The sequence below is a fragment of the Paenibacillus montaniterrae genome (genome assembly GCF_018403185.1).
In the GTDB taxonomy this organism is placed as follows: domain Bacteria; phylum Bacillota; class Bacilli; order Paenibacillales; family Paenibacillaceae; genus Pristimantibacillus; species Pristimantibacillus montaniterrae.
The window spans coordinates 429,893-452,836 of record NZ_BOSE01000003.1; the positions used below are offsets into that span (position 1 = coordinate 429,893).

Consider the following 22,944-nt stretch of genomic DNA (forward strand, 5'->3'; position numbering starts at 1 on the left):
AGTTGTTGTTGATGAAGACGATGAGAAGAATGCTGGCAGTAATGGCCGCAGTAGTTCTGCTATTGACGTTCAATCCTGCCGCACATGCGTTGTCAGTCACAAGTCAATTCAATACTCCGCTGTACATTACGATTAATCCGGGTGAGACCAAGCCAGTTATGTATGCAATGACTAATGGACAAAACTATACGCTAGTCAGAGCACAAGTTGAAAACTTGTCCACTTCAGGTATCGTTTCGGGCGACTACTATGTTGTCAAAAGCGGCTATCAATACCACGTCGGATCTTTCTCTACTGCAAGCTCCAAAACGATTGGCATTGCGTACTATAGCCCGCCTTACAACGGCTTGATTTTACTTCGTTCAGAAAATACAACCTCGCCTATTACGGTTCGCGTTACCTTTATGCCATAAGTGCCATAAGCAGCAAAGAGTTGAACAGGCTTGCTACAAGCCCGCTCAGCTCTTTTTTTACGATTAGCTTTTGTAACAGGTACGACCATTCATGTAGATGCAGGCTATACTTCCAGATATGCATTTGCTTGCTGAGCATCGCTTGACAGCTTTGGGCAAAAAAAGCGCCTCTCAGCTCGCTGCCTGCGCGAGCCGGGAGGCGTTTGTTCTATAATTGCTGCATATGATGGGTACCCGCATAGTACCTTTATCCGCTTAGGAGCAATATCCCACTTTATGGGCTGGTTTTAGCATGATCATTTATGAGGAGGAGTCAATAAATGCATGGAGCTGGCCTGCAGCAGGGCTCAGCTAGTCGTTTTCAGATGCCTTGTTTATCAATCAAGCGGCATTGCCGACCATAGAATCAGGCGAATACTCTATGTTGTTAGCAATGACAATGCTTGTGGTGATGGTGGCAATGGTGATGATGGCGATGGTGGCGATGGTGATGGCAGCCGCAATGATGATGGTGATGTCTGTGATGGCGACGTGTAGATACAGCAAATACTTGGCCGCGAATTTCGCCTCTTGGATGCTCAGTCGTATGCACATTCACATATACTTTTCCTTTCAAGAAAAGCTTGAACAGTTTAAATAGTGAATGACCGCAAAGTGGACCGACCAGATCGCAAGCAGAAAGTCTGCCGGAAATTACACCTCTGTTTACAGAGATGCCTGGACATGTAGGTCCAAAAAGAGTTGCGATACGAGGACCATTGTGACCTCTTGAGCCAAGGTGCAAGTCAATTCTTCTTATTTTTTCGATATGGCGCACTTTAATAAGATAGAACAGCTTGATATGGCCACCTACACGCTTGAATTTGAAAAGTGCTTTACCAAAAGCGTCCGTCGATACGCTTGGCACCTCGTGTGATCCTGTGAGCCACGCTTTAAATAATCTACTCAATGTAATTCACTCCTTTTTGCTTGAGATACAATACTCTATGCGAAATCCGCGTAAGAGCGTGTACAGAAGTCTAGCACAACATAAAATAGGTGAATGTAACCGGAGCATATGTACTGGTGCAGCTTCTGTGACCACGGACTATATCCGAGCTTTCGGAGTGGAGGGGGTGTGTTTAATTTTAAGCCCACAAAATGATATACTTTAAGAGGAGGTTCAAAAAGCTGGACTTTGATGACGATGTGATTGCGCTGTAGCGTAGTCGACGGCGAATCTTGAACGCTAGCGAAAAGATTATGCTTCCGAAGTATGTTTCCTGCGGAAACATTTGAGGTGCTCACGTAGCTCTGCTCTACGCTGCGCTCCTCGTTTTCTAACTATCGTTCAAGCTTCTTGGTCCTGAAAGCCCAGCTTTTTGAACTTTCATTGGAAGAGGAGGTTCAAAAAGCTGGACTTTGATGACGACGATTGGCGCTGTAGCGTAGTCGACGGCGAATCTTGAACGCTAGCGAAAAGATTATGCTTCCGAAGTATGTTTCCTGCGGAAACATTTGAGGTGCTCACGTAGCTCTGCTCTACGCTGCGCTCCTCGTTTTCTAACTATCGTTCAAGCTTCTTGGTCCTGCACTTAAAAAAAAGACACCAGCGAAGGAGCAAAGCATCCGGAAAACGGAGTGTGTCGCCTTTAACATCGTAATGCTACCTATAAAAATTCAAATAAAGAGCATTACGATTTAAAAAGCGACTGGAGGATGCTTAGCTCCGTAGCACTGAAAAACGGAGTGTGTCGCCTTTAACATCGTAATGCACCCATAAAGTTCAAATAAAGAGCATTACGATTTAAAAAGCGACTGGAGGATGCATTGCTCCGTAGCGCTGAATAGGAGTGAATATTATGAAATGGTCTATAGGTTTAACGGCATCATTTTTGGCTGCATCTATTCTCCTTTCTGGCTGTGGCAATAGTACAGGCGGTCAACAGAATGACCATCACCAGCACCAGCATGTTGCAGCTAGTGGAGACTTGCAGGAAGCAACTGCATCGATACAAGTATTGCCTTCCTTTTTAGATGGAGCTTCTGAAAAATTGACCTTGGCTTACCAGGCTGCAGCCCTGCTGCCGGAAGCGTTGCAGCAAATTCCGTGCTACTGCGGCTGTGGTGAAAGTGCCGGGCATAAAAGCAATTTCAATTGCTTCATTGCAGAAATAAAGGAAGACGAGGTTGTGTGGGATGATCACGGTACGCGCTGCGGCATTTGTGTAGATATTGCGCTTGTAACAGCGAATATGCTTAAGGAGGGGCAATCTCCAGCCGACATCAAAAAGCATGTTGATGAGCTTTATGGGGAGGGCTTTGGCGAGCCAACTCCGTTGTAGTAAAATGTAGACTGGATGAGGAAGTAGAAAGGAGTTTAATGATAATGAAAATAACGTTTCTTGGCCATGCAGGCTTGTTAGTTGAAGGAGCAGGTAAAAAAATTGTGATTGATCCCTTTTTAAGCGGAAATCCATTAGCTGTGATGAAAGCTGAAGAACTGAAAGCAGATGTAATTGTGCTGACTCATGGTCACCAGGATCATTCCAGCGATGCTGCTGCCGTTGCACTTGCCAATGATTGCCCGATTCTTGCTGTTGTAGAGTTGGCATCTCTGATCGGCAAATCAGGTGCGAAAACGGTAGGCATGAATACTGGCGGTACCTATCAAGTGGATGAGAATATTCGCGTCAAGCTTACCCCTGCCTTCCACAGCTCCTCCTATGAGATCGATGGGGTAGTCCATTATGCAGGACAGCCGCAGGGCGTATTGCTGACGATTGGCGACCAGACACTTTATCATTTGGGAGATACAGCTTTATTTTCTGACATTAAGCTGATTGGAGAGCTGCACCGTATCGATATTGCTGCCGTGCCAATTGGCGATCATTTTACGATGGGCCCTGATGAAGCTTTAATCGCTGCCAAATGGACTGGCGCCAAGCATATCATTCCGATTCATTTCAATACGTTCCCTCCAATTCGCCAAAGCGGTGAGCAGTTCATTGCACGACTTGCTGAGCAAAACCAGCAAGGACATGAGCTCCAGCCGGGACAGTCTGTTGAAATCTAGTATTCTTACATAATGAAGCATGTACACCATTACACGATAAAATAAATCGATTCGCGATCATTCTCTGCAGCTGTCAGAGGATGGTCGCTTTTTTATACAAAGCCCCTGCTTGTTCAACGGATACTTTTATCTTATGCTGGCAAGCTGTGGCTGACTGGGCAAGAAGGCTGGTACATTCTCATTAAATTTGCAGAAAGCTCAAGCAACTGAGCTTTTACCATAAAAAATGATAGGGCTGTTATCTATTGGTAGAAACAGCCCCGTCAATTATTGTCTAGCTAACTCTACCGCTTTTTCGCATAAAACTGACGATGGAGCTCATACACCTGCTCAGCCAATTCGGCAACCGGACCCTCAATGACCGTATCGCGAATAACTTCCTCAATTCGCAGACTGCGTACCCGCGAAGGCCGCGCCAAATTCACTCAGCCATTGCGTCAGCTGCTCAGTTGAGCTGGCATAAACAATTCTTCCCAAGCCAACCCAGCCATGTGCCGCAGCGCACATTGGACAATGCTCGCCAGACGTATACACAGTGGCGCTTGCTCGTTCAGCAGGCGTCATATGTTCAGCAGCCCAGCGCGCAATTGCAAATTCCGGATGCTGCGTATGATCGCCGCCTGCCACATGATTGTGGTCCTCCATCAGCACCCTTCCATCGGCAGAAACGAGCACCGAGCCAAATGGCTCATCGCCTAGCTCAAGCGCAGTCTTTGCCAGCTCTATGCAGCGCTCCAGATACTTTATATCAATCTCGTTCATCATGCCCAAACCTCCTTTATCACAGCTACGAATATGCTATCATATTTCGCGAAATAGTTGAAATTTGGACTTTAGGCGAATGTACGAATCTGCTAAATAGCCGTTATACTAGAAAGGTCAGGCAAATAAAGGGCAAAATTGGAAGGATTAGCGTATGCTTCCGATGTACTTTTCCTGGACGAAGAAGCATATCTAGTATGTAGCAGCAATAGTTAAAGAGTGAGTATGAAGGAAAGCATGAAAAGTTGAAGCGTATGCTTTCGATGTACTTTTCATGTGCGAAGAGGCAAACGACAAGGATGAGCATGAAAAGTTGAAGCGTATGCTTTCGATGTACTTTTCATGTGCACAGAGGCAAACGACAAGGAAGAGCATGAAAAGTTTTAGGAGGTTTGCAATGTTTACAGTTACGGAGGAACTCATTAGTGCAGTGGCTCCCAATGCTGCGGCAATCGCCAATGCTAAAAAGATTTCACAAAAGGGCGGCTTCGTTAAGCTTTTGCGTTCGGATGACGGTACGTTTTTTATGGGGGAATGCCAAGGGAGCGGCAAGTCGAATTATACGACTACCGTTGACGCGATTAATCCTGACCAGCCGGTGTTCTCATGCAGCTGCCCGAGCAGACAGTTTCCTTGCAAGCATGGCCTTGCTTTACTAACCGAAATCGCGGCAGGTAAAGCATTTGAAAGCTGTGAGGTTCCAGAGACCATTGTCGAAAAGCGGCAAAAACGAGAGGTAAGAGAAGAAAAGAAGAAAAGCAACGAGCCGCCGAAGGTGAATAAAGCAGCGCTTGCGAAAAAAATGAAAAAGCAGCTTGAAGGTCTCGATCTCGCTGAGCAGTGTTTGCGCGATATGCTGAACGCTGGCTTTGGTGCGATTAGCGGCAACTCGCTGGCTACATATAACGATTTGGCGAAGCAGCTTGGCGATTATTATTTGCCTGGTCCACAGCTGCTAATAAAGCGTATCATTTTAGAGCTGGAGGCGATTAAGGAGAATAGCGAGCAGGAGACACAACGCCAAGTGCAAATGGTTAGGTACTGCATCCAGCTCCACTCTGTCATTAAAAAGGTAAGACAATTTTTCGGGCAAAAGCTGCAGGATGGCGACATTGAGCCTGAGGAATCGACCTTGTATGAGAGCATCGGCACGATATGGAATGCAGCCCAGCTCAAGCAGCTTGGCTTGTACAAGGAAAACAGTGAACAGGTGCAGCTCGCATTTGCCATATATTACGACGATGCGCGTGATGAGTATGTCGATGTTGGCTATTGGGTAGAGCTTTCCAGCGGCACCATCTCCAGAACGTTAAATTACCGTCCATTGCGTGCGCTGAAGCGGGTGAAGCAGGACGACTCCACATTTGGCGTTATTCAGGCTAAGGAATTATACTGCTATCCTGGTGATTTGAACAAGCGCATTCGCTGGGAGGAATTCCAGACTCGAGATCTGAACAGTGCAGATATTGAAGCAATTGCAGCCTATGCCCATTCCGATATTGCTGCAGCAGCCAAGCTTGTTAAAAATCAAATTAAAAATACGCTATCCGATCATTATGCGGCTGTTTTGCTGCGTTTTGCGCAGGTGGCGAAGGCAGCCGAAAGCTATGTGCTCGTGGATGAGAAGGGCCAGCGACTGCTGCTTCAAGATATGGGAGGACCAATCGCAGATCGGACGACCGCACTTCTTGAAGATGTGCCGAATGCAGCGGTGCTGCAAGACGGGATTATGTTTGGCGTGCTGTATTACGATTTGCAGCAAAAACGAATGGCCATGCAGCCCTATTCAATTATTACCAAGCAGCAAATCATCCGTTTGCTATATTAAACGGAACGAGGAAGGGAGAGAAGCGGCATGAGCATTGCTGCACTTTATGAGCTCCAGGAGCGATTGTATCATACTGCAATCGCAGGAGTGAACATGATTAATGAGGATTTTCGCTTGCAGCGGTCAATCGAGCAATTTGAACAAGCGGCTGGAGCGTCGCCTGTATTCAAAAAGATTGCGGAGCAGCTGAAGCCGCTGCGCGAGCCGCAAACAAGCGATAAAACGACAGCTTTAATGGACGCGTTGGCATTGATTGACGCTGTTTTATATACACAAGGTGCAACCGAGGTTAGTGGGGAGCTTGAGCCTGTAGCCTTGAAGGGAAGCGGCTCCAATTATAATGAAACGCGCTATAGCGAGCTGTATGGCCTAAAAGCGGCGCTAACTGAAAAAGGCTCGGGGCGCTATGAATTGGTCAAGGATGCATTCGAAGCCAAATCTCCAGCGCTAAGCGATTTTCGCTTGCGTTCGGTGCTAATTGCAGCGCTAGGCGACAGCTATTCCGAGATGGCCGACCTTGTCGCTGAAATTTTAGCGAGTGGCGACAGCGGGATTGTACCGCTGCTTAAACAGCATTTTGATGCAAAAGGGAAGCGGGAAATGGCGCGTCGCGTGGAAATTATCGAGAAGCTCGCTAAGGAGCAGGAAAATGAGTTCTATCTAAGCCTGCTGGAGAAATCCTCCTCCGTCGTGCGACTGGCAGCCGTTCACGCTTTAAAGCATGACGAGGCAAATGCCGAGCTGCTAATGGGCTTGGCCGAAACAGAAAAAGGAGAAATTCGCGAGGCTGCATATTCCTCGCTGCATCATTTAAAGCAGCTTGATCGTGGCACGAGAGCATTTTGGCTGAAGCATGCCGAGCATTCACCGAGCGAGGTTGCGACTTATTTGTTCGATGATACTGGCGACGATCTGTCAGATACGATTGCGGGCAAGCTGCGCGTCTTGCTTGACGCCTTGGCAAGTGATCCAAAGCTTAGCGAAAAGTCAGCAAAGCAGTATCGCGAGCTGAACAGCTTCCTCTACATGTCTACGAATAAAGCATCAACCGAGCTGATCAAGCTGTTTGCCGACATCGCGCCGCAGGCCAAGTCATTGACCAAGGTAAAGGTGCAGCCGACAACGAGCTATGGTTATTACGGACAAGAAGCGAACAGCGATCTGCTAAGAGAAATCAATTTGCTTATTACGCACGGGATTGTGCTCAATTATAATGAACGACTTGTTGAGGCCGGTTCTTATTTATACGAAACATGCGGCCTGCCATATTTGCATGCGGGCTTTTGCGCAGCGCTTGTGAGCAAGCCGGCGGCAGAGGTGTATGAGCAATTTGCTCCGTTCTTGTCTGACAAGCATACGGCTGAAATTATTGTGACGGCGCTATCCTTCGTTTCCTACGATGAGGAGCAGCGAGCTCATTACCTGTATGCTTCAAGCTTTGATGGAGCAGTAAATTGGTGGCAGACTCATACGGGCAAACGGCTGCATGAGCAGCTTGATCCGCGCTGGCTGCCGCTGCTCATTAGCGACGAAATAAGAAGCATTTCCAAATATAAGCTGCTGTCGCGACAAAGGAACCGCATCGTAAGCAACTTCACCAAGGATGATGCAAGAGAGCGGTATGATGTAATGCTGATGAGCATTATGAATACCAATCATGAGGAGACCGTCGCGCTGCTTAAGGAGCATTTCACGCAAGGCGCGAACGAATGCTACTCGGAAATTCCGGTCATTGCGCTGCATCGTCTCGGCGTAACCGAATTTAAAGAATGGGTTGTCGGCTTGTTCCTGCAGCCGAGCTATCCGCACTATTATTTACAATACTTATGCAAGCGTCTCAAACTGACAAGCGAGCAAACAATTGCGGTCTTAGAGAATTTAATAGAATTAGCTAAGGAGAAAAAGCTGAAGGACCGCTACTTTACAGTAGAGCGTCTGGAGGAGACGGTAGAACGGATACGGACCGATGAAAATGCTTACTGGTAGAGGTGGGTTCAAAAACACGACTTTGATGACGATGTGATGGCGTTGGAGGTTATTCGACGGCGAATCTTGAACGCTAGCGAAAATTCCGGTGCTCACGTAGCTGGTGCCTACGCTGCGCTCCTCATTTTCTACTAGCGTCCAAGCTTCTTGGTCCTGAAAGCCGAGTTTTTGAACCTCTATTGGTAGAGGTGGGTTCAAAAACACGACTTTGATGACGATGCGGTTGCGTTGTAGCGTAGTCGGCGGCGAATATGTCACGCTACCGAAAGCTGCGGTGCTCATGTAGCTGGTGCCTACGCTGCGCTCCTCATTTTCTACTAGCGTCCAAGCTTCTTGGTCCTGAAAGCCGAGTTTTTGAACCTCTATTGGTAGAGGTGGGTTCAAAAACACGACTTTGATGACGATGTAACTTCTCTGTAGCGTAGTCGGCGGCGAATCTTGAACGCTAGCGAAAGCTGCGGTGCTCACGTAGCATTTTGCCTACGCTGCGCTCCTCGTTTTCTAGTATCGTGCGGTCTTCAGTCTAAAAAGTAAGAGTTTAGTGGCTAAGGAAACTGGGGAACGTTATTTGAGACAAATGAAGCTATTCTCGTTTCTAATGAATGTGTAGCGTCTTATTCTACGATTTTCACTGTAACCAAGGTAGTTTATCGTCATTAACGTTGTATATATTCATTAGATTTTTAATGAAATCCAATTTGAACACTTAACGTTACCAGGATTCATTAAACCTTCACTGTAACTCGCCAAGGGATTTTCTGGACAGCTGTTTTAGGTGCTCACGTAGCTTTTGCCTACGCTGCGCTCCTCGCCATCTAGTATCGTGCCATCTTCTTGGTCCTGCACTCAAAAAAAGCTACAGCGGAGGAGCAAAGCATCCGAAAAACGAAGTGAGTCGCCTTTAACATCGTAATGCTACCTTAAAAAATTCCAATAAGAGAGCATTACGATTTAAAAAGCGACTGTAGGATGCATAGCTCCGGAGCGCTGATGCCGCTACGCTACACTTCGTAGCGCACTCAACAACAAAAAAAGCTACAGCGAAGGAGCAAGCAATTCGAAAAACGAAGTGTGTCGCCTTTAAATCCGAATACAACCACAGTATGTCAATAAGAGTATTCGGATTTAAAAAGCGACTTGAGAATGCTTGCTCCTGAGCGCTGAAGGGAGAACTAGTTTATGTCAACTGAATTTCAACGTTTGCCTGCTGAGGCAATTTATCAAAAGGAAATTGATGCTTTAATTGCTGCCGAGAAGGATCCTGTTCCCTCAGGCTGGAGTATGTCGCCGCGCTCGGTTTTAAAATATATTGTAGGCGGCAACGTCGATGGATTGGAGATTACCCCTAAATATTTGGGGCATGACCGCTTGGTTGAAATCGCGATTGCGACCTTGCTGACTGACCGTTCCTTGCTGCTGATTGGCGAGCCGGGCACAGCGAAGTCATGGCTGTCCGAGCATTTGACAGCTGCGATTAATGGAGACTCAACCAAGGTTATTCAAGGAACGGCAGGCACTACTGAGGAGCATATTCGCTATTCCTGGAATTACGCGATGCTGATCGCACAAGGGCCTTCGCCAGAGGCGATGCTGAAAAGCCCGATTTATCGCGCGATGGAAAGCGGAACAATTGCCCGCTTTGAGGAAATTTCTCGCTGCGCCTCCGAGGTGCAGGATGCGCTGATCTCGATTTTGTCGGAGAAACGAATTAGCGTGCCTGAGCTTTCCTATGAGCTGCCAGCCAAGAAAGGCTTTGCCGTTATTGCTACGGCCAATACGCGCGATAAAGGTGTAAACGAGATGTCAGCAGCGTTGAAGCGGCGCTTTAATATCGTTGTGCTGCCTTCGCCTGCCGATATCGCAACCGAGATTGACATTGTGAAAACGCGAGTTGCTCAGCTGGCGGGCAGTCTTGAGCTGCAAGCACAGCTTCCGGGAGATGAGCTGGTGGAGAAGGTAGTTACCATTTTCCGCGAGCTGAGAAACGGCGTAACTCTGGACGGCAAGCAGAAATTGAAGCCGACAAGCGGCGTATTGTCCACTGCCGAAGCAATTTCATTGCTTGCCAACAGCATGGCGCTGGCAGGCGGCTTCGGTACAGGCGAGATTACCGATTATGATTTGGCAGCAGCGCTGCAAGGCGCAGTTGTCAAGGACGAGGATAAGGACAGCGTTGCCTTTAAGGAGTATTTGGAAAATATTTTGAAGAAGCGCGGTGAAAAGTGGCGCGGCTTGTACAAGGAGTGCAAGGAGTTGAATAAATAGTGAGCGAGCCTGTACTTTTTGGAGTGCGGCATTTGTCTCCCGCAGGCTCGTGGCATTTATTGGAGCTGCTTAACCGTGTGCAGCCAGAAATCGTGCTGGTCGAGGGGCCAAGCGATCTGACCGATCAGCTGTCCCATATTTGCGCACAGGAGACAAAGCCGCCAATTGCCATTATGGCATATAGCGAAACCGTTCCAATCCGCACGATACTATATCCATTCGCCGTTTATTCGCCAGAGTATCAAGCGATTAAATGGGCGCATGATAATGGACGAAAGTGTCGATTTATTGATTTGCCGTCCTCGGTATTTTTAGCGATTCAAGAGCAAAGAGCGCTGCAAGAGCAACGCGCCGCGCTGGAAAATGCCCGTACCGCAGATGCGGTATCTGATGAAGCGGCAGATACGGCAGAGGAATCCATGCAAAGGGACGCTGAGCCTGATTCGACAGTAGGCCAGCTTTCTCCCTCGCAGCATATTGCCGAGGTTACGGGAGAGGATAGCCAGGAAACATTTTGGGAACGGCACTTCGAGCATAATTTGTATGCTGAGTCATATTTGCTTGGTGCTGCCGCTTATGGCAGCCAGTTAAGAGGCGTTACAAATAATGAGCCGCTTGACGAGGCTGAAAATATTTTGCGTGAAGCTTATATGAAGCATGAAATCGAAAAAGCAATCCAGCAAGGAATTGCACCAGACAAAATTGTCGTTGTAACAGGCGCTTACCATGTTGATGGCTTGCGCTCGGTAAATGCATTAACCGAGGAGGAGATCGCGAGCTTGCCGAAGCTTCCCTCGCAAACAACGCTTATGCCTTATTCCTATTACAGACTGTCGTCGCGCTCAGGCTACGGCGCCGGCAATAAAGCTCCTGCGTATTATGAGCTGCTGTGGAACAATCTGCAGGAAGGCAAGCCAGAGCATACGGCCTATGCGTATATGGCCGAATTGGCCCGCTATCAGCGCAAGGCGGGGCATATGGTGTCGGCTGCCTCGGTCATTGAGGCTGTACGGTTAAGCCAGGCGCTTGCTTCGATGAAGGGCTTCTCCGTCCCTTCACTGCGTGATTTGAGAGACAGTGCCGTAACCTGTATCGGGCATGGCAATTTTTCTGAAATTGCTTTGGCAGTTGCTGACACGGAAATCGGCACGAAGCTCGGCAGCTTGCCGGAGGGCGTAAGCCGCACCTCGATTCAAGCCGATTTCTATCGTTTGCTGAAAGATTTGAAGCTGGAAAAGTATCGAACTACGGTAGCGCAAACGCTAGAGCTCGATTTGCGAGAAAATATGCGCGTCAAGTCTGAAAAGGCGGCTTTTTTGGATTTGTCGCGCTCCTTTTTCCTGCATCGCTTGCAGGTGCTTGGCATTAGCTTTGCTAAAATACAGCACACCAATCAGGACAAGGCGACATGGGCGGAGCATTGGAATATGGTCTGGTCGGTTGAAGCTGAGATAGAATTGGTAGAATCTGCGCTGCGTGGTGAGACAGTCGAGCTGGCTGCTGCATTTGCGCTTAAAGAACGAATCGACGAGTGCAGCACGATTGATGAAGCGGCCGCTATTATTGAAGCCGCCTGTCTATGCGGCATGCCGGCTTCAGTCAAGCTGGCGGTATCTGCGCTGCAGCGTCTTGCCGTAGACGCCGTATCAATTAAAGAAATCGCGCAAACGGTGCACAGCTTGTCTGCTGTCATCCGCTACGGAAATATTAGGCGGCTTGACTACAGCCCGCTCGTCCCGATTGTGCAGCAGCTGTTTCTGCGCGCTTGTCTCATTATGGCTGATCATTGCAATTGCGATAATAAGGCAGCCGGTGCAGTAATTGATGCAATTGCCATTCTGAATGAAGCTTCGCTCAATCATGATTTTACCGATGGAGAGCGCTGGATTGCGCTGCTGGCGGAGCTGTCTGATCGTGATGATATTAATACAAAAGTATCAGGCTTTGCCGCAGCTATCCTGCTGGAGCGAGGGATGATCAGCAACGAGCAGCTTGCGATTGAAGTGGAACGCAGGCTGTCCAAAGGGATACCAGCCGATCTGGGAGCGGCGTGGTTTGAAGGGCTTGCCCTGAAAAACAAGTACGCGCTTATTGCGAGATTAAGTCTGTGGGAGAAGCTGAGCCAATACCTGGATACACTTGACCGTGAAGAATTTAAGCGAGCACTAGTATTTTTACGCCGCAGCTTCTCCTCCTTCACCGCAAAGGAGCGCAGCGACATTGCGGAAAACCTGGCGGAGGTATGGGGACTTAACGCGCAGCAGGTCGACGACATGCTCAACCGCGCAACGACAGATCAGGAGTTGGAGTTAATAGAGGCACTAGAAGAATTTGATTTCGACGACATTTAGAGGAAGTTTAAAAAGCTGGACTTTGATGACGATGCAGGGCATTGTAGCGTATTCGACGGCGAATCTTGAACGCTAGCGAAAACTGCGGTGCTCACGTAGCAAGTGCCTACGCTGCGCTCCTCGTTTTCTACTAGCGTTCAAGCTTCTTGGTCCTGAAAGCCCAACTTTTTAAAGCTCGATTGAAAGAGGAAGTTTAAAAAGCTGGACTTTAATGACGATGCAGGGCGTTGTAGTGGAGTCGACGGCGAATATGTCACGCTAGCGAGTGCTCCGGTGCTCACGTAGGTTTATCTACGCTGCGCTCCTCGCCCTCTAGTATCGTGCCATCTTCTTGGTCCTGAAAGCCCAACTTTTTAAACCTCGATTGAAAGAGGAAGTTTAAAAAGCTGGACTTTGATGACGATATGATTGCGTTGTAGCATAGTCGACGGCGAATATGTCACGCTACCGAAGGCGGTGCTCACGTAGCAAGTGCCTACGCTGCGCTCCTCGTTTTCTACTATCGTCCAAGCTTCTTGGTTTTGCATTCAAAAAAAGCACCAGCGGAGGAGCAAAGCATCCGAAAAACGAAGTGAGTCGCCTTTAACATCGTAATGCAACCATAAAAATTAAAAAAAGAGCATTACGATTTAAAAAGCGACTGTAGGATGCTTAGCTCCGTAGCGCTGAAAGGAACCTTGGGGTTTATTCGACATCGAAGCTTAACAGTCAAGAAAAAAACTACAGCGGAGGAGCAAAGCATCCGAAAAACGAAGTGAGTCGCCTTTAACATCGTAATGCAACCTTTAAAAATAAAATAAGAACATTACGATTTAAAAAGCGACTGGAGGATGTTTTGCTCCGGAGCGCTGACTGGAGGATGCTTTGCTCCGTAGCGCTGAAATTTATTACAGAAACGGGGGAGTTTGATGGAGCAGCAGGATGAAGCGTTGCAGATGACTGCGGCGGAGGCTGAGCTGAAGGCGAAGGAGCGGATTGCTCGCTGGCGCCTTATTCTCGGTGAGGATAGCCGCGAGATGCTGGAGCGCCGCTCTGGCGGTGCTTGCGAGCTTTCTGCCGAGCAGCAGCTCATGGATCAAGCGCTGGCGGCGCTATATGACCAAACCAGTGGCGGCAGCTTCGGACAAGGAGGAGGCAAAGGTCCTTCTTCCCCGCAAATTGCCAAATGGCTCGGTGATATCCGCTCCTTATTCGATCAGGAAATGGTTTCGATTATTCAAAACGATGCGATTGAGCGCAAAGGCTTGAAGCAGCTTATTTTTGAGCCTGAAGTATTGGATAATTTGGAGCCAAACGTCAATTTGGCTTCTACGATGATGCTGCTGAAGGATCATATTCCGAAGCGCTCCAAGGAGAGCGTGCGGAAATTTATCGGCAAAATCGTTGAGGAAATTAATAAGCTGCTGGAAAACGATATTCGTCGTGCAGTAACGGCGGCCCTTAACAAAAAGCAGCACTCGCCGATTCCTTCAGTCGCAGCAATTGACTATAAGTATACGATTAATCGCAATTTGAAAAATTATAATCCACAGCTGAAAACGATCATTCCCGAGCGCTTTTACTTTTTTGATCGCGCAAACCGGATGAATAACTGGACGGTCATTGTCGATATTGACCAAAGCGGCTCGATGGGGGAATCGGTTATTTATTCCTCGATCATGTCCTGCATTTTGGCGAGCATGAATGCGATCAATACGAGAATCGTCGCCTTTGATACCGAGATTATCGATATGACGGAGAAATCCGATGATCCGATTGATTTGCTGTTCGGCATTCAGCTTGGCGGCGGCACCGATATTAACAAGTCGGTAGCCTATTGCCAGCAGTTCATCGAGAACCCTGCCAAAACGATCTTCTTTTTAATTTCTGATTTGGAGGAAGGCGGCAACCGTGCAGGGCTGATCAATCGAGTGAAGGAAATGAAGGAATCTGGCGTTACCGTGATCAGCCTGCTGGCGATTGCTGATGGCGGCAAGCCTTACTATGACGAGCAGATGGCGAAGCGGCTGTCGTCGCTAGGAGTTCCATGCTTTGCTTGTACACCTGCGCTGCTGCCGCAGCTGCTGGAGATGGCCTTTAAGGGCTATGATTTGCAAGCCTTCCAGAAGGAGTTTGAAGCATCGCGTAAAAGCTAGCATACTATCATAAAAGCTAACGAGCTAGGCATACCTTCTTAAAAGCTAACGAGCTAGCCACTATCATAAAAGCTATCGAGCTAGCCATACGATCATAAAAGCTATTGAGGCACATAGCGTGCGCAAGCATCACTTGTCAAAGTGACTGCGCCTGCTATGTGCCTTTCTTTTTTGTTCTGCTGATAAAGTAAAAATAACGTTATTAGTTGGCAAAATAGCGTTATAGCTTTGCATATCTCTCCTTCTATAATAGTCGTAGAATCAACGAGGGAGGGGAAGAGATGAAAGCAAAAACTAGAGCAAAAGGCTACATGAAGCTGCAGCGCAAAGAGACGCTGGCTGGCCTGCTCTTCGTTGCTCCGATGCTGATAGGCGTAACCTTTTTGACGCTAATTCCGATTATTGCAGCGTTTCTGCTCTCTTTGTCTGAGTGGAACTTTGTAGCAGGCTGGGACGGCTTGAAATGGGTAGGGCTGGACAATTTCCAGCGCTTGCTTAGCGACGACGCCTTTATTAAATCACTGCTGAACAATGCCTGGTTTCTATTGACCGTGCCGATTTATATGGCGATTTCGATGTTTTTGGCGATTATGATTGATCGCAATGTATATGCCAAGAGCTACTTCAAGGTTGCCTTCTTTATGCCTTATATTTCATCCGTTGTGGCAGTGGCGATCGTATGGCAGGTGCTGTTCCATCCATCCGCTGGTCCGATCAATCAGACGCTGATGGCGCTAGGTATCGACAATCCGCCGGGATGGATCGCTGACCCGAAGTTTGCGCTAGTGTCGATTATGATGATTTCAATCTGGATTTCGATTGGCTTTAATATGATTGTGTACATCGCAGGCTTGCAGGCAATTCCGAAGGATTTATATGAAGCCGCTTCGATAGACGGAGCGAATGGCTGGAGAAAGTTTCTGAATATTACGTTCCCGATGCTGTCCTCGACTTCATTTTTTCTGCTCGTGACCGGAATTATTGCTTCCTTCAAGGTGTTTGACTTAATCGCTGTATTGACCAAGGGCGGCCCAATCCGCTCAACGAGCATGATTGTATGGCATCTGTACGAAACGGCGTTTACCAATTTGAAGCTTGGCTACGCCTCTTCAATGGCTGTCGTGCTGTTTGCATGTGTGCTGTTCATTACACTACTGCAGTGGGTAATTCAGAAAAAATGGGTGAACTACTAGGAGGTGCGGGCTTGTGAATTCAGTAATAGCAGAGCGCACTCGAAAAATTGTGCTGACGATCATTATGTTTGCGATAAGTATATTGTTTCTGCTTCCGTTTCTCTGGATGCTGAGCACTTCGTTCAAGATCGAAGCAGAGGTGTTCACGTATCCGATCGAATGGCTTCCGAAAACTTGGAATGTAGTAGAAAACTACCATGAGGTGTGGGTGGGGAAATTTCCGTTCTACAAATATTACTGGAATACGATTAAAGTAAGCGTGCTGACAACGCTCATTTCCTGTGCGGTATCAGCGCTTGCGGCATACGGCTTTTCTAAAATTCAATTTAAAGCAAGCAGCTACTTGTTTATTATTGTGTTGACGACCTATATGATTCCGCAGCAGGCGATTCTCGTACCGCAATTTATTTTGTATCGCGAAATTCAGTTGTTTGACAGCCATTTGGGCTTGATTTTGCTGGGCAGCTTTAGCGTGCTCGGCACATTTATGCTGCGCCAGTTTTTTATGGGGATCCATCAGGAGTTTATTGAATCTGGCAAAATTGACGGCGCCTCTCATTGGACGATTTTTTGGCGAATTGCCTTTCCGCTTGTAAGGCCAGCGGTGGCAACCTATGCGATTTTGCGGTTTATATGGACGTGGAATGACTATCAAAACCCGTTGATTTTTTTACGGACGGATGCGCTGTATACGATCCAGCTTGCGATTCAAAAATTTACAACGATTAACGGCGAGTTTTATTCCTTAATTATGGCAGGGACAGTTTCCGGCATTTTGCCGCTGCTCATCGTATTTATAATCGGGCAAAAAAGCGTAATTGAAGGGATCGCGCTTGGCGGCGTAAAAGGATAACCGCGATTAGCTTGGAAATAACGTGCTTAGCTTGGAGAAAAGGATGCTAGGCTTGGAGATAACGTGCTAGGCTTGGAGAAAAGGATGCGTGGCTTGAAGGTAGAGATGCCAGCTTGGTATGCTTCCAAATTCGCTGCAAAATTTGTGATGGTAAAAAAAGTGTTAAAGTAGGTAAAGATTGGCGTATTTCACGTGCAAGGAAATTATATACAATAACAGCGTAAATAGCATGATGATGTGAGCTCAATTAAAAAAAGGAGGGTTTATGGATGAAAAGGATGACTAAAAAATTGGCGATGATCGCCCTTACTAGCTTGCTCGTGCTAGCTGCAGGCTGTTCTGGCAATAACAGCTCGAGCAATACGGGCAATAATGGAGGCGCTTCCTCGCCAACTCCTACAGCTGAGAATCATACGAATGCAGGCAATGATCAAGAAAGCAGCGAGCCCGTCACGATAAAGCTGCATACCTTCGGCAACGAGGCAACCTACAATTGGGCAGCAACGATTGCTGCTTTTGAGGACGCGCATCCGAATATCAGTGTTGATTTGGTGGTGTTGTCTGAAAAGGGGGACAGCCAGGAAGCCTTGCAAAAGCTGGATCTTGAAGCCGGCTCAGGCGCGACGATGGATGTGCTTATGTTTTCCGATGCTGCGAGCTATGCGCAGCGTGTAGGCCTCGGCATGGTAGCGCCGCTTGATGAATATATTGCGGCTGAAGGCTTTAATTTGACGGATGAATACAAGGTCGATACGACCTTGAACGGACAAATCTATGCGCTTCCTGGCAAGTTTAATCCTTGGTATGTGCTGCTTAATAAAACGATGCTGGATGATGCAGGGCTGGAGGTGCCGACGGACTGGACCTGGGATGATTTTGCTGAGTATGCAAGAAAGCTGACGAAGGGCGAAGGCAATGACAAGGTTTACGGCACTTACTTCCACGGCCCGCAAAATGGCGGTTGGATGGAATTTATGAAGCTGGCGCTGGCCAATCAGCCTGGAGACAGCGAGTTTTTGAAGGAGGATGGCACGTCGAATATCGAAAGCCCGTTGTTCAAGCGCACGTTAGAGCTGCGCTATCAATTTGAGCAAGAAGGCATTTCGACGCCTTATCAGGAAATGCTGTCGCAAAAGCTGCACTATCGCAATCAGTTCTTTAATCAGGATGCGGCAATGGTGATGATCGGCAGCTGGATGAATACGGAGCTTGGTGGCACGGAGCAGTTTCCGTTGAACTTTGAAGTAGCCGTTGCGCCGATTCCGAAAAACAATGACGCTGATGAAATCGGCTATACGATGGTTACCACCGATTATGTGGCAGTGGCTGCAAGCTCCAAGCATAAGGAAGAGGCGTATCAATTTGTACGCTGGTATACGACGGACGGACAGATTGCTCAGGGCAAAAACGTTCCATCCTGGAAGGGGGTAGCAGATGCCGAGCTTGCCAATATTATCGATATTATATTGAGCGGCACGGTAAGTCCGGAAAAGGTTGATAAGCAATCGCTGATCAATACGCTGGCAAACTCTAAATCCTCCAAAATCATTCCACCAGTAAGCTATCAATCCGAGGTTTACAAAGTGATTAACGAGGAATATGAAAAGCTGATTTTCGGTCAGCAGGATATAGATACGACAGTGCAGGAAACGCATCAACGCGTTACGCAGGTTGTGAACGATAATCAATAGTCATTTTCCATATACAGGTAGTATAATAGGAGGAGGGGTGTCGCAGTTTGCTGTGCACCCCTTTTTCCGACTTTTCGAGTAAAGGATAAGACCTTAGCTGGTCTGGACAAGGAGCTTTATGAATCGATTGGACATGTGGAGCCAGAAGCTTAAAACGAGATTGAAATCATTTCGCACAAAGCTTATTGTTGCTGCACTCGGCTGTATTATACTGCCGGCAACGGTCATGCTGTCGATTTACAATGTACTGACGAAGGAAGAGATTGAAGCCGAGGCAATGAGGCAATCTGAGGAGCAGCTGGTGCTGTTAAGCGGATATGTGATGAATGTGTTCGACTATATGATTTACGCGGCTAATTATATGCAAATGGATGCTGATCTGAATGCGTTGTTGAAGGAGCTGGCTAAAGGCAAGCAATATGAGAGCGAAAAAGAGCGCTTTGAGGATCGCTTCTTCATTATTTCCAGACTGGACAGCATCAAGCTGCTTGGCAGTAAAGTGTATGCGACTATTCTGCTGTCGAACGGGGACAGCTTTGACAATTATGGAACGGATGAATACAATTCACAGCTGCTTTGGCAGGAGCCGTGGATTGCCGAGCTTGATCAGCTTGCGGGCTTGCAGACGCTGTGGCTGGGAGCTGCGCCAACGGTATTTAATACGGAAAAAATGGCTGGCGGCTATCAGCTTTCACTCGTGCGCACGTTAAGAGGGCAAGGAATTAACCCGTACGCCTATGCGGTCGTCACGATTATGGAGCGTCAAGTAAGCAGCATTTTAAGCGAGCTTGGCGATGGAGAGGAAGCATTTATTGTTGATGGTCAAAGCAAAATTGTATCGCATCCAAACGAATCGTTAATCGGCAGTCTCTACGAGCCGCCAAGTAATGTGCTGGGGAGAAGCAGCGTTCAACTGCTTCGCGATGGCGACAGGCCGTATATTTTGGCGAGCAAGCCGTTTACGTTTACGGATTGGACGCTTATTTCCTTAACACCCTATGAAGGTGCAATTGCCAGCTTTAATCAAATTTATAATCGCGTCTTTATATCGCAGCTCGTCACCTACTGTTTATTTCTTGTGCTCTTTATTTACTTGACCGGCACAATTACCCGGCGGCTCGTACATCTTGGCCGCGTGGCGGAAAAGGTGCAGCGCGGCAATTTGGAAATTCGCAGCCATATACGCGGCGAGGATGAAATTGGCTACGTCGGTCGCTCATTCGATCAGATGCTGGATCAAATCAAGCGGATGATTTTAGAAGTGTCCGCTACGCATCAAAATAAGCGCGAGGCCGAGCTGGCGATGCTGCAGGCGCAAATCAATCCGCATTTTCTATTCAATGTACTGAACTCGATTAGAATGAAGGTAATGCGCAAGGGCGATCTGGAAAGTGCAGAAATGCTAAGCTCGCTCTCCAAGCTGCTGCGCCTCACGATAAGCAACAAACAGGAAACGCTGCCGCTGCATGAGGAAGCTGCTTTTATAGCTGACTACGTCAAGCTGATGAATATGCGCCAGCGTCAGCAGGTTGAGCTTGTGGTTGAGCTCGCTGCTGAAACACTGCTGCTGCCTGTGCCAAAGTTTTGCTTGCAGCCGATTATTGAAAATGCAATGATTCATGGCTTGACGCAGCGGGCCGGCACAATCACGATTCAGGCTAAGCTGGAGCAGCCATTTATTGCCGTTACCGTTACTGATGATGGAGTAGGCATGAATGAGGGGCGTCTGCTCGAGCTGCGAGAGCTGACCGAACAACAAAGGGAAAAGCCTGATGAGACAGAGTATCATGAAAGGCAGTTTTCCAGCATAGGCTTGCACAATGTCGTGGAACGGATGAGATTGAAATATGGCGAGAAGTTCCACGTTACGATAGATAGCGAGATCGGCAAAGGAACCTCGATAACGTTTTATATTCCAAGTCAGGCGGTGAATGAGGATGTATAAGGTCATGCTGGTAGATGATGATTATCCTGTACTTGAATATTTGGAGGAAGTGATAGATTGGAAAGGGCTTGGACTGGAGCTGATTGGCTTGCACGAAAATGGCCTGCAGGCTTTAGATGCAGTTCAGGCAGCGATGCCTGATATCGTCATTACCGATATTGGTATGCCGAAAATGGACGGCTTGCAGCTGCTGGAGCAGTTGAAGCAGATGAAGCCGGATATTCGCGCAGCGATTCTGAGCTGCCACAGTGATTTTCATTATGCGAAGCAGGCGCTTAAGCTGAAGGTGCATGACTATGTTATAAAGGACACGCTGCAGCCTGCCGAGCTAACCAGCCTGCTGCAGCAATTCGTGCAAGCGCTCGATAAGGAGCAGCAGGTGCGGCATTACGACAGCCTGATGCGGTATACGGTTGATCGCAGCATGTCGATCCTGCGCGAAAAGTTTATCGCCAGCACCATGCAGCAGCCGCTGCTGGGCGCGGAAAGCTGGCTGCAGGAGCTGAAGCAGCTTGGGCTGGAGTGGAAGCACGGTGAAGAAGTGGTCATTGTTTGCTGTCGCCTGGATGAGCGCGAGCAATTAAGAAAGCGCTTTATGACGGAGGAGGTGCTGCGTTTTACGTTAAATAATGCGCTCGAGGAGCTGCTTCAGCAAGCAGAACAGAGCGGCAAGCTTGAAGGCAGGCGAATGCTGCCGATTATCTATGAAACCTATCAATTTTTACTCGTCTATCGCATGCCTGGCAGCTTGAAGGAGAACGGCTATGATCAGCTGCGCTCCTTGCTTCGATTTATACAGCAGCAATTTTCGCGCGATCTGCGGCTAGGCTTTTCTGCCTTGTTAAGCGGCAAATGTGCAAGCCCGGCCCAATTTAAGCAGGAGCTGGAGGAATTGCTGCAGGCTGAGACGATCTGGTTTTATCGGCAGTATGGCACACTGCTGCTGGAAAAGCCGAGCTTGCAGCGCGAGCAGCAGCAAAGCATGCTGTTTCTTGATTCCTTCAAGGAGCGAATAATGGATTTGTACATGCGGCTTAATATCGATGAGATCCATCCGCTTATGAGTGAGTGGAGCTTCCATGTTCAAGAGCAAAAGCTTTCCCCTAAGCTGCTAAAGGATTGGCTGCTGCGGATTTCACTTGAAATGCGCAATCATAAGCTAATGTTTAGCGTCGAGCATTCCAGTGATTCGATTCATCGCCGGCTTTATGAGCTGGAAACGTTGCAGGAAACCGTCGACTGGTTCATAAACCATTACATTGAGCTGGTTAGCCAGGTTAATCAATCGGCTCAGTTGAGCAAGCGCCATGAAATTGTAGAGGCGTATCAATATGTGCTGCGCCATCTTGATCGGAAAATTACGCTCGAGGAAGTGGCGAAGGCGTTGTACCTTAACCCGAGCTATTTCAGCCGCTTATTCAAAAAGGAAACCGGCGAAACCTTTATTGAATACGTAACGAAAATGAAGCTGACGCGCGCCAAGCAAATGCTGCGTGAAACGCGCGATTCCGTCGGTAAAATTTGTGAATTGCTAGGCTACGACAATCAAAGCTACTTTATTAAGCTGTTTAAAAATGAAACTGGCGTCACGCCGGCAGAATATCGTGCGATGAAGCGCGGCGTAAACGTGTAGCACGTAAACAATTGTTGGAAACAGATGACTATAAGAAGCTGGCAGTATAGTTACACGCCTTAGTAGATTGGCACATTTATGGTTTAATAATGCCATATACCCAAGCAAAATCTGATTGCCGCACATATCCGACCGGGGATACCGGTCCGCGGGGTCCAGAAGGAGACAATGGTCCGATTGGAGATACGGGGCCGACTGGCCATCACTGCTCTCTAACCTGAAAGGTTAGAGACAAAACCATACTGAAGCAATCGACTAGCTTAATCAATTCCGCTCCGATTGCTTCAGTATCTCCTGCTATTAACCAGCAGAAAACTGCTCGACAAGACTAACTAAAAGCACCAGCGGCTGCTTGACAGCATGATTGTATTAGTGCCATAATACAATCATGGTAGGAGGCGGGTGAGGCAGATTGCTTAATTTTTATGAGCTTCATTTAAATAATAAAGATCCTGTGTACATGCAGCTTGCATCGTATGTAAAGCGTCAAATTTTGCTGGGACATGCGGCGGCTGGCGACAGGCTGCCCTCGAGAAGAGAGATCGCCACACAGCTGAATATTAATCCGAATACGGTGCAGAAGGCGTTCAAGCTGATGGAGGATGAAGGTTATGTTCGCACGAGCAGTACGCAGGGCAGCATCATTTACATAGATGACACCATCTGCGCAAAAATAGAGGATGAGCTGATGAAGGGATTGATTCGCGAGTTTATCGGTTCGGCCAAGGAGGTTAATCTTTCCTTCAAAAAGGTCGTGGAGCTTATTAGCGAGCTTTGGGAGGAATAGATTTTTTTAACTACATTGTACTAGTCATATAATACAGTTGAGGTGAG

At 47.8% G+C, this 22,944-nt stretch carries 15 protein-coding genes and 2 pseudogenes; 14 read left to right on the forward strand and 3 right to left on the reverse strand.

The window, feature by feature from the left end; translation table 11 throughout:
- Nucleotides 1-11 precede the first annotated feature (11 nt).
- A complete protein-coding gene (locus KJS52_RS10870; protein ID WP_213514880.1) occupies nucleotides 12-413 on the forward strand; it encodes a hypothetical protein in 402 nt (133 codons plus the stop codon).
- A gap of 381 nt (nucleotides 414-794) precedes the next feature.
- Here KJS52_RS10870 and KJS52_RS27360 read toward each other — a convergent pair whose 3' ends face one another.
- Together KJS52_RS27360 and KJS52_RS27365 are read right to left on the reverse strand one after the other, a co-directional pair.
- On the reverse strand, nucleotides 795-1,007 hold the full coding sequence (locus KJS52_RS27360) for a hypothetical protein (RefSeq protein WP_246563459.1): 213 nt from the start codon (nucleotides 1,005-1,007) through the stop codon (nucleotides 795-797).
- Between the two features lie 13 nt (nucleotides 1,008-1,020).
- Nucleotides 1,021-1,320: pseudogene (locus KJS52_RS27365) on the reverse strand (CHRD domain-containing protein); the annotation flags it as partial.
- A 934-nt stretch (nucleotides 1,321-2,254) separates the two neighbouring features.
- Between KJS52_RS27365 and KJS52_RS10880 the strand changes: the two are divergent.
- Nucleotides 2,255-2,737 (forward strand): PCYCGC motif-containing (lipo)protein, encoded by a 483-nt coding sequence (locus tag KJS52_RS10880; RefSeq protein WP_213514883.1) that lies wholly within the window; start codon nucleotides 2,255-2,257, stop codon nucleotides 2,735-2,737.
- A gap of 44 nt (nucleotides 2,738-2,781) precedes the next feature.
- Nucleotides 2,782-3,468, forward strand: a complete 687-nt coding sequence (locus tag KJS52_RS10885) for a metal-dependent hydrolase (RefSeq protein ID WP_213514885.1) — start codon at nucleotides 2,782-2,784, stop codon at nucleotides 3,466-3,468.
- A 284-nt stretch (nucleotides 3,469-3,752) separates the two neighbouring features.
- On the opposite strand, the pseudogene KJS52_RS10890 reads toward KJS52_RS10885, so the two are convergent.
- A pseudogene (locus KJS52_RS10890) lies at nucleotides 3,753-4,233 on the reverse strand (nucleoside deaminase).
- Nucleotides 4,234-4,627: 394 nt separating this feature from the next.
- On the opposite strand from KJS52_RS10890, the gene KJS52_RS10895 reads away from it, so the two are divergent.
- The 11 genes from KJS52_RS10895 (at nucleotide 4,628) to KJS52_RS10945 (ending at nucleotide 22,897) form a co-directional block, all read left to right on the forward strand.
- Entirely contained in the window at nucleotides 4,628-6,058 is a 1,431-nt protein-coding gene (locus tag KJS52_RS10895; protein ID WP_213514887.1) for an SWIM zinc finger family protein, read from the forward strand.
- A gap of 27 nt (nucleotides 6,059-6,085) precedes the next feature.
- Nucleotides 6,086-8,044 carry a HEAT repeat domain-containing protein gene (locus KJS52_RS10900; protein WP_213514889.1) on the forward strand — a complete coding sequence of 653 codons (1,959 nt, stop codon included), beginning with the start codon at nucleotides 6,086-6,088 and terminating at the stop codon, nucleotides 8,042-8,044.
- Between the two features lie 1,179 nt (nucleotides 8,045-9,223).
- Nucleotides 9,224-10,309, forward strand: coding sequence for an ATP-binding protein (locus KJS52_RS10905; protein WP_213514891.1), 1,086 nt, complete (start codon nucleotides 9,224-9,226; stop codon nucleotides 10,307-10,309).
- A complete protein-coding gene (locus KJS52_RS10910) occupies nucleotides 10,309-12,660 on the forward strand; it encodes a DUF5682 family protein (RefSeq protein ID WP_213514893.1) in 2,352 nt (783 codons plus the stop codon). Before KJS52_RS10905 ends, KJS52_RS10910 begins: the two co-directional genes overlap by 1 nt.
- Nucleotides 12,661-13,568: 908 nt before the next feature.
- Nucleotides 13,569-14,795: a VWA domain-containing protein gene (locus KJS52_RS10915; RefSeq protein WP_246563414.1), complete on the forward strand. Its 1,227-nt coding sequence runs from the start codon at nucleotides 13,569-13,571 to the stop codon at nucleotides 14,793-14,795.
- Nucleotides 14,796-15,076: 281 nt separating this feature from the next.
- Complete coding sequence (locus KJS52_RS10920) at nucleotides 15,077-15,988, forward strand: carbohydrate ABC transporter permease (RefSeq protein ID WP_213514895.1); 912 nt, start codon at nucleotides 15,077-15,079, stop codon at nucleotides 15,986-15,988.
- A 64-nt stretch (nucleotides 15,989-16,052) separates the two neighbouring features.
- A complete protein-coding gene (locus tag KJS52_RS10925; RefSeq protein WP_213515169.1) occupies nucleotides 16,053-16,841 on the forward strand; it encodes a carbohydrate ABC transporter permease in 789 nt (262 codons plus the stop codon).
- Nucleotides 16,842-17,110: 269 nt separating this feature from the next.
- Nucleotides 17,111-18,532, forward strand: coding sequence for an ABC transporter substrate-binding protein (locus KJS52_RS10930; RefSeq protein WP_213514897.1), 1,422 nt, complete (start codon nucleotides 17,111-17,113; stop codon nucleotides 18,530-18,532).
- 118 nt (nucleotides 18,533-18,650) lie between these two features.
- Entirely contained in the window at nucleotides 18,651-20,477 is a 1,827-nt protein-coding gene (locus KJS52_RS10935; RefSeq protein ID WP_213514898.1) for a sensor histidine kinase, read from the forward strand.
- The gene (locus KJS52_RS10940; protein WP_213514900.1) at nucleotides 20,470-22,110 is read left to right on the forward strand and encodes an AraC family transcriptional regulator; all 1,641 of its coding nucleotides are present in this window, start codon (nucleotides 20,470-20,472) and stop codon (nucleotides 22,108-22,110) included. The genes KJS52_RS10935 and KJS52_RS10940 overlap by 8 nt, the downstream gene beginning before the upstream one ends.
- A gap of 460 nt (nucleotides 22,111-22,570) precedes the next feature.
- On the forward strand, nucleotides 22,571-22,897 hold the full coding sequence (locus KJS52_RS10945) for a GntR family transcriptional regulator (RefSeq protein ID WP_213514902.1): 327 nt from the start codon (nucleotides 22,571-22,573) through the stop codon (nucleotides 22,895-22,897).
- Nucleotides 22,898-22,944 lie beyond the last annotated feature (47 nt).

Coding starts and splice junctions, on each gene's coding strand:
- KJS52_RS10895 (WP_213514887.1), top strand. CDS start 4,628: ATGTTTACAGTTACGGAGGAACTCATTAGTGCAGTGGCTCCCAATGCT.
- KJS52_RS10940 (WP_213514900.1), top strand. CDS start 20,470: ATGTATAAGGTCATGCTGGTAGATGATGATTATCCTGTACTTGAATAT.
- KJS52_RS10870 (WP_213514880.1), top strand. CDS start 12: ATGAAGACGATGAGAAGAATGCTGGCAGTAATGGCCGCAGTAGTTCTG.
- KJS52_RS10945 (WP_213514902.1), top strand. CDS start 22,571: ATGCAGCTTGCATCGTATGTAAAGCGTCAAATTTTGCTGGGACATGCG.
- KJS52_RS10885 (WP_213514885.1), top strand. CDS start 2,782: ATGAAAATAACGTTTCTTGGCCATGCAGGCTTGTTAGTTGAAGGAGCA.
- KJS52_RS10880 (WP_213514883.1), top strand. CDS start 2,255: ATGAAATGGTCTATAGGTTTAACGGCATCATTTTTGGCTGCATCTATT.
- KJS52_RS10920 (WP_213514895.1), top strand. CDS start 15,077: ATGAAAGCAAAAACTAGAGCAAAAGGCTACATGAAGCTGCAGCGCAAA.
- KJS52_RS10915 (WP_246563414.1), top strand. CDS start 13,569: ATGGAGCAGCAGGATGAAGCGTTGCAGATGACTGCGGCGGAGGCTGAG.
- KJS52_RS10905 (WP_213514891.1), top strand. CDS start 9,224: ATGTCAACTGAATTTCAACGTTTGCCTGCTGAGGCAATTTATCAAAAG.
- KJS52_RS10925 (WP_213515169.1), top strand. CDS start 16,053: ATGTTTGCGATAAGTATATTGTTTCTGCTTCCGTTTCTCTGGATGCTG.
- KJS52_RS10935 (WP_213514898.1), top strand. CDS start 18,651: ATGAATCGATTGGACATGTGGAGCCAGAAGCTTAAAACGAGATTGAAA.
- KJS52_RS10930 (WP_213514897.1), top strand. CDS start 17,111: ATGAAAAGGATGACTAAAAAATTGGCGATGATCGCCCTTACTAGCTTG.
- KJS52_RS10900 (WP_213514889.1), top strand. CDS start 6,086: ATGAGCATTGCTGCACTTTATGAGCTCCAGGAGCGATTGTATCATACT.
- KJS52_RS27360 (WP_246563459.1), bottom strand. CDS start 1,007: ATGTGCATACGACTGAGCATCCAAGAGGCGAAATTCGCGGCCAAGTAT.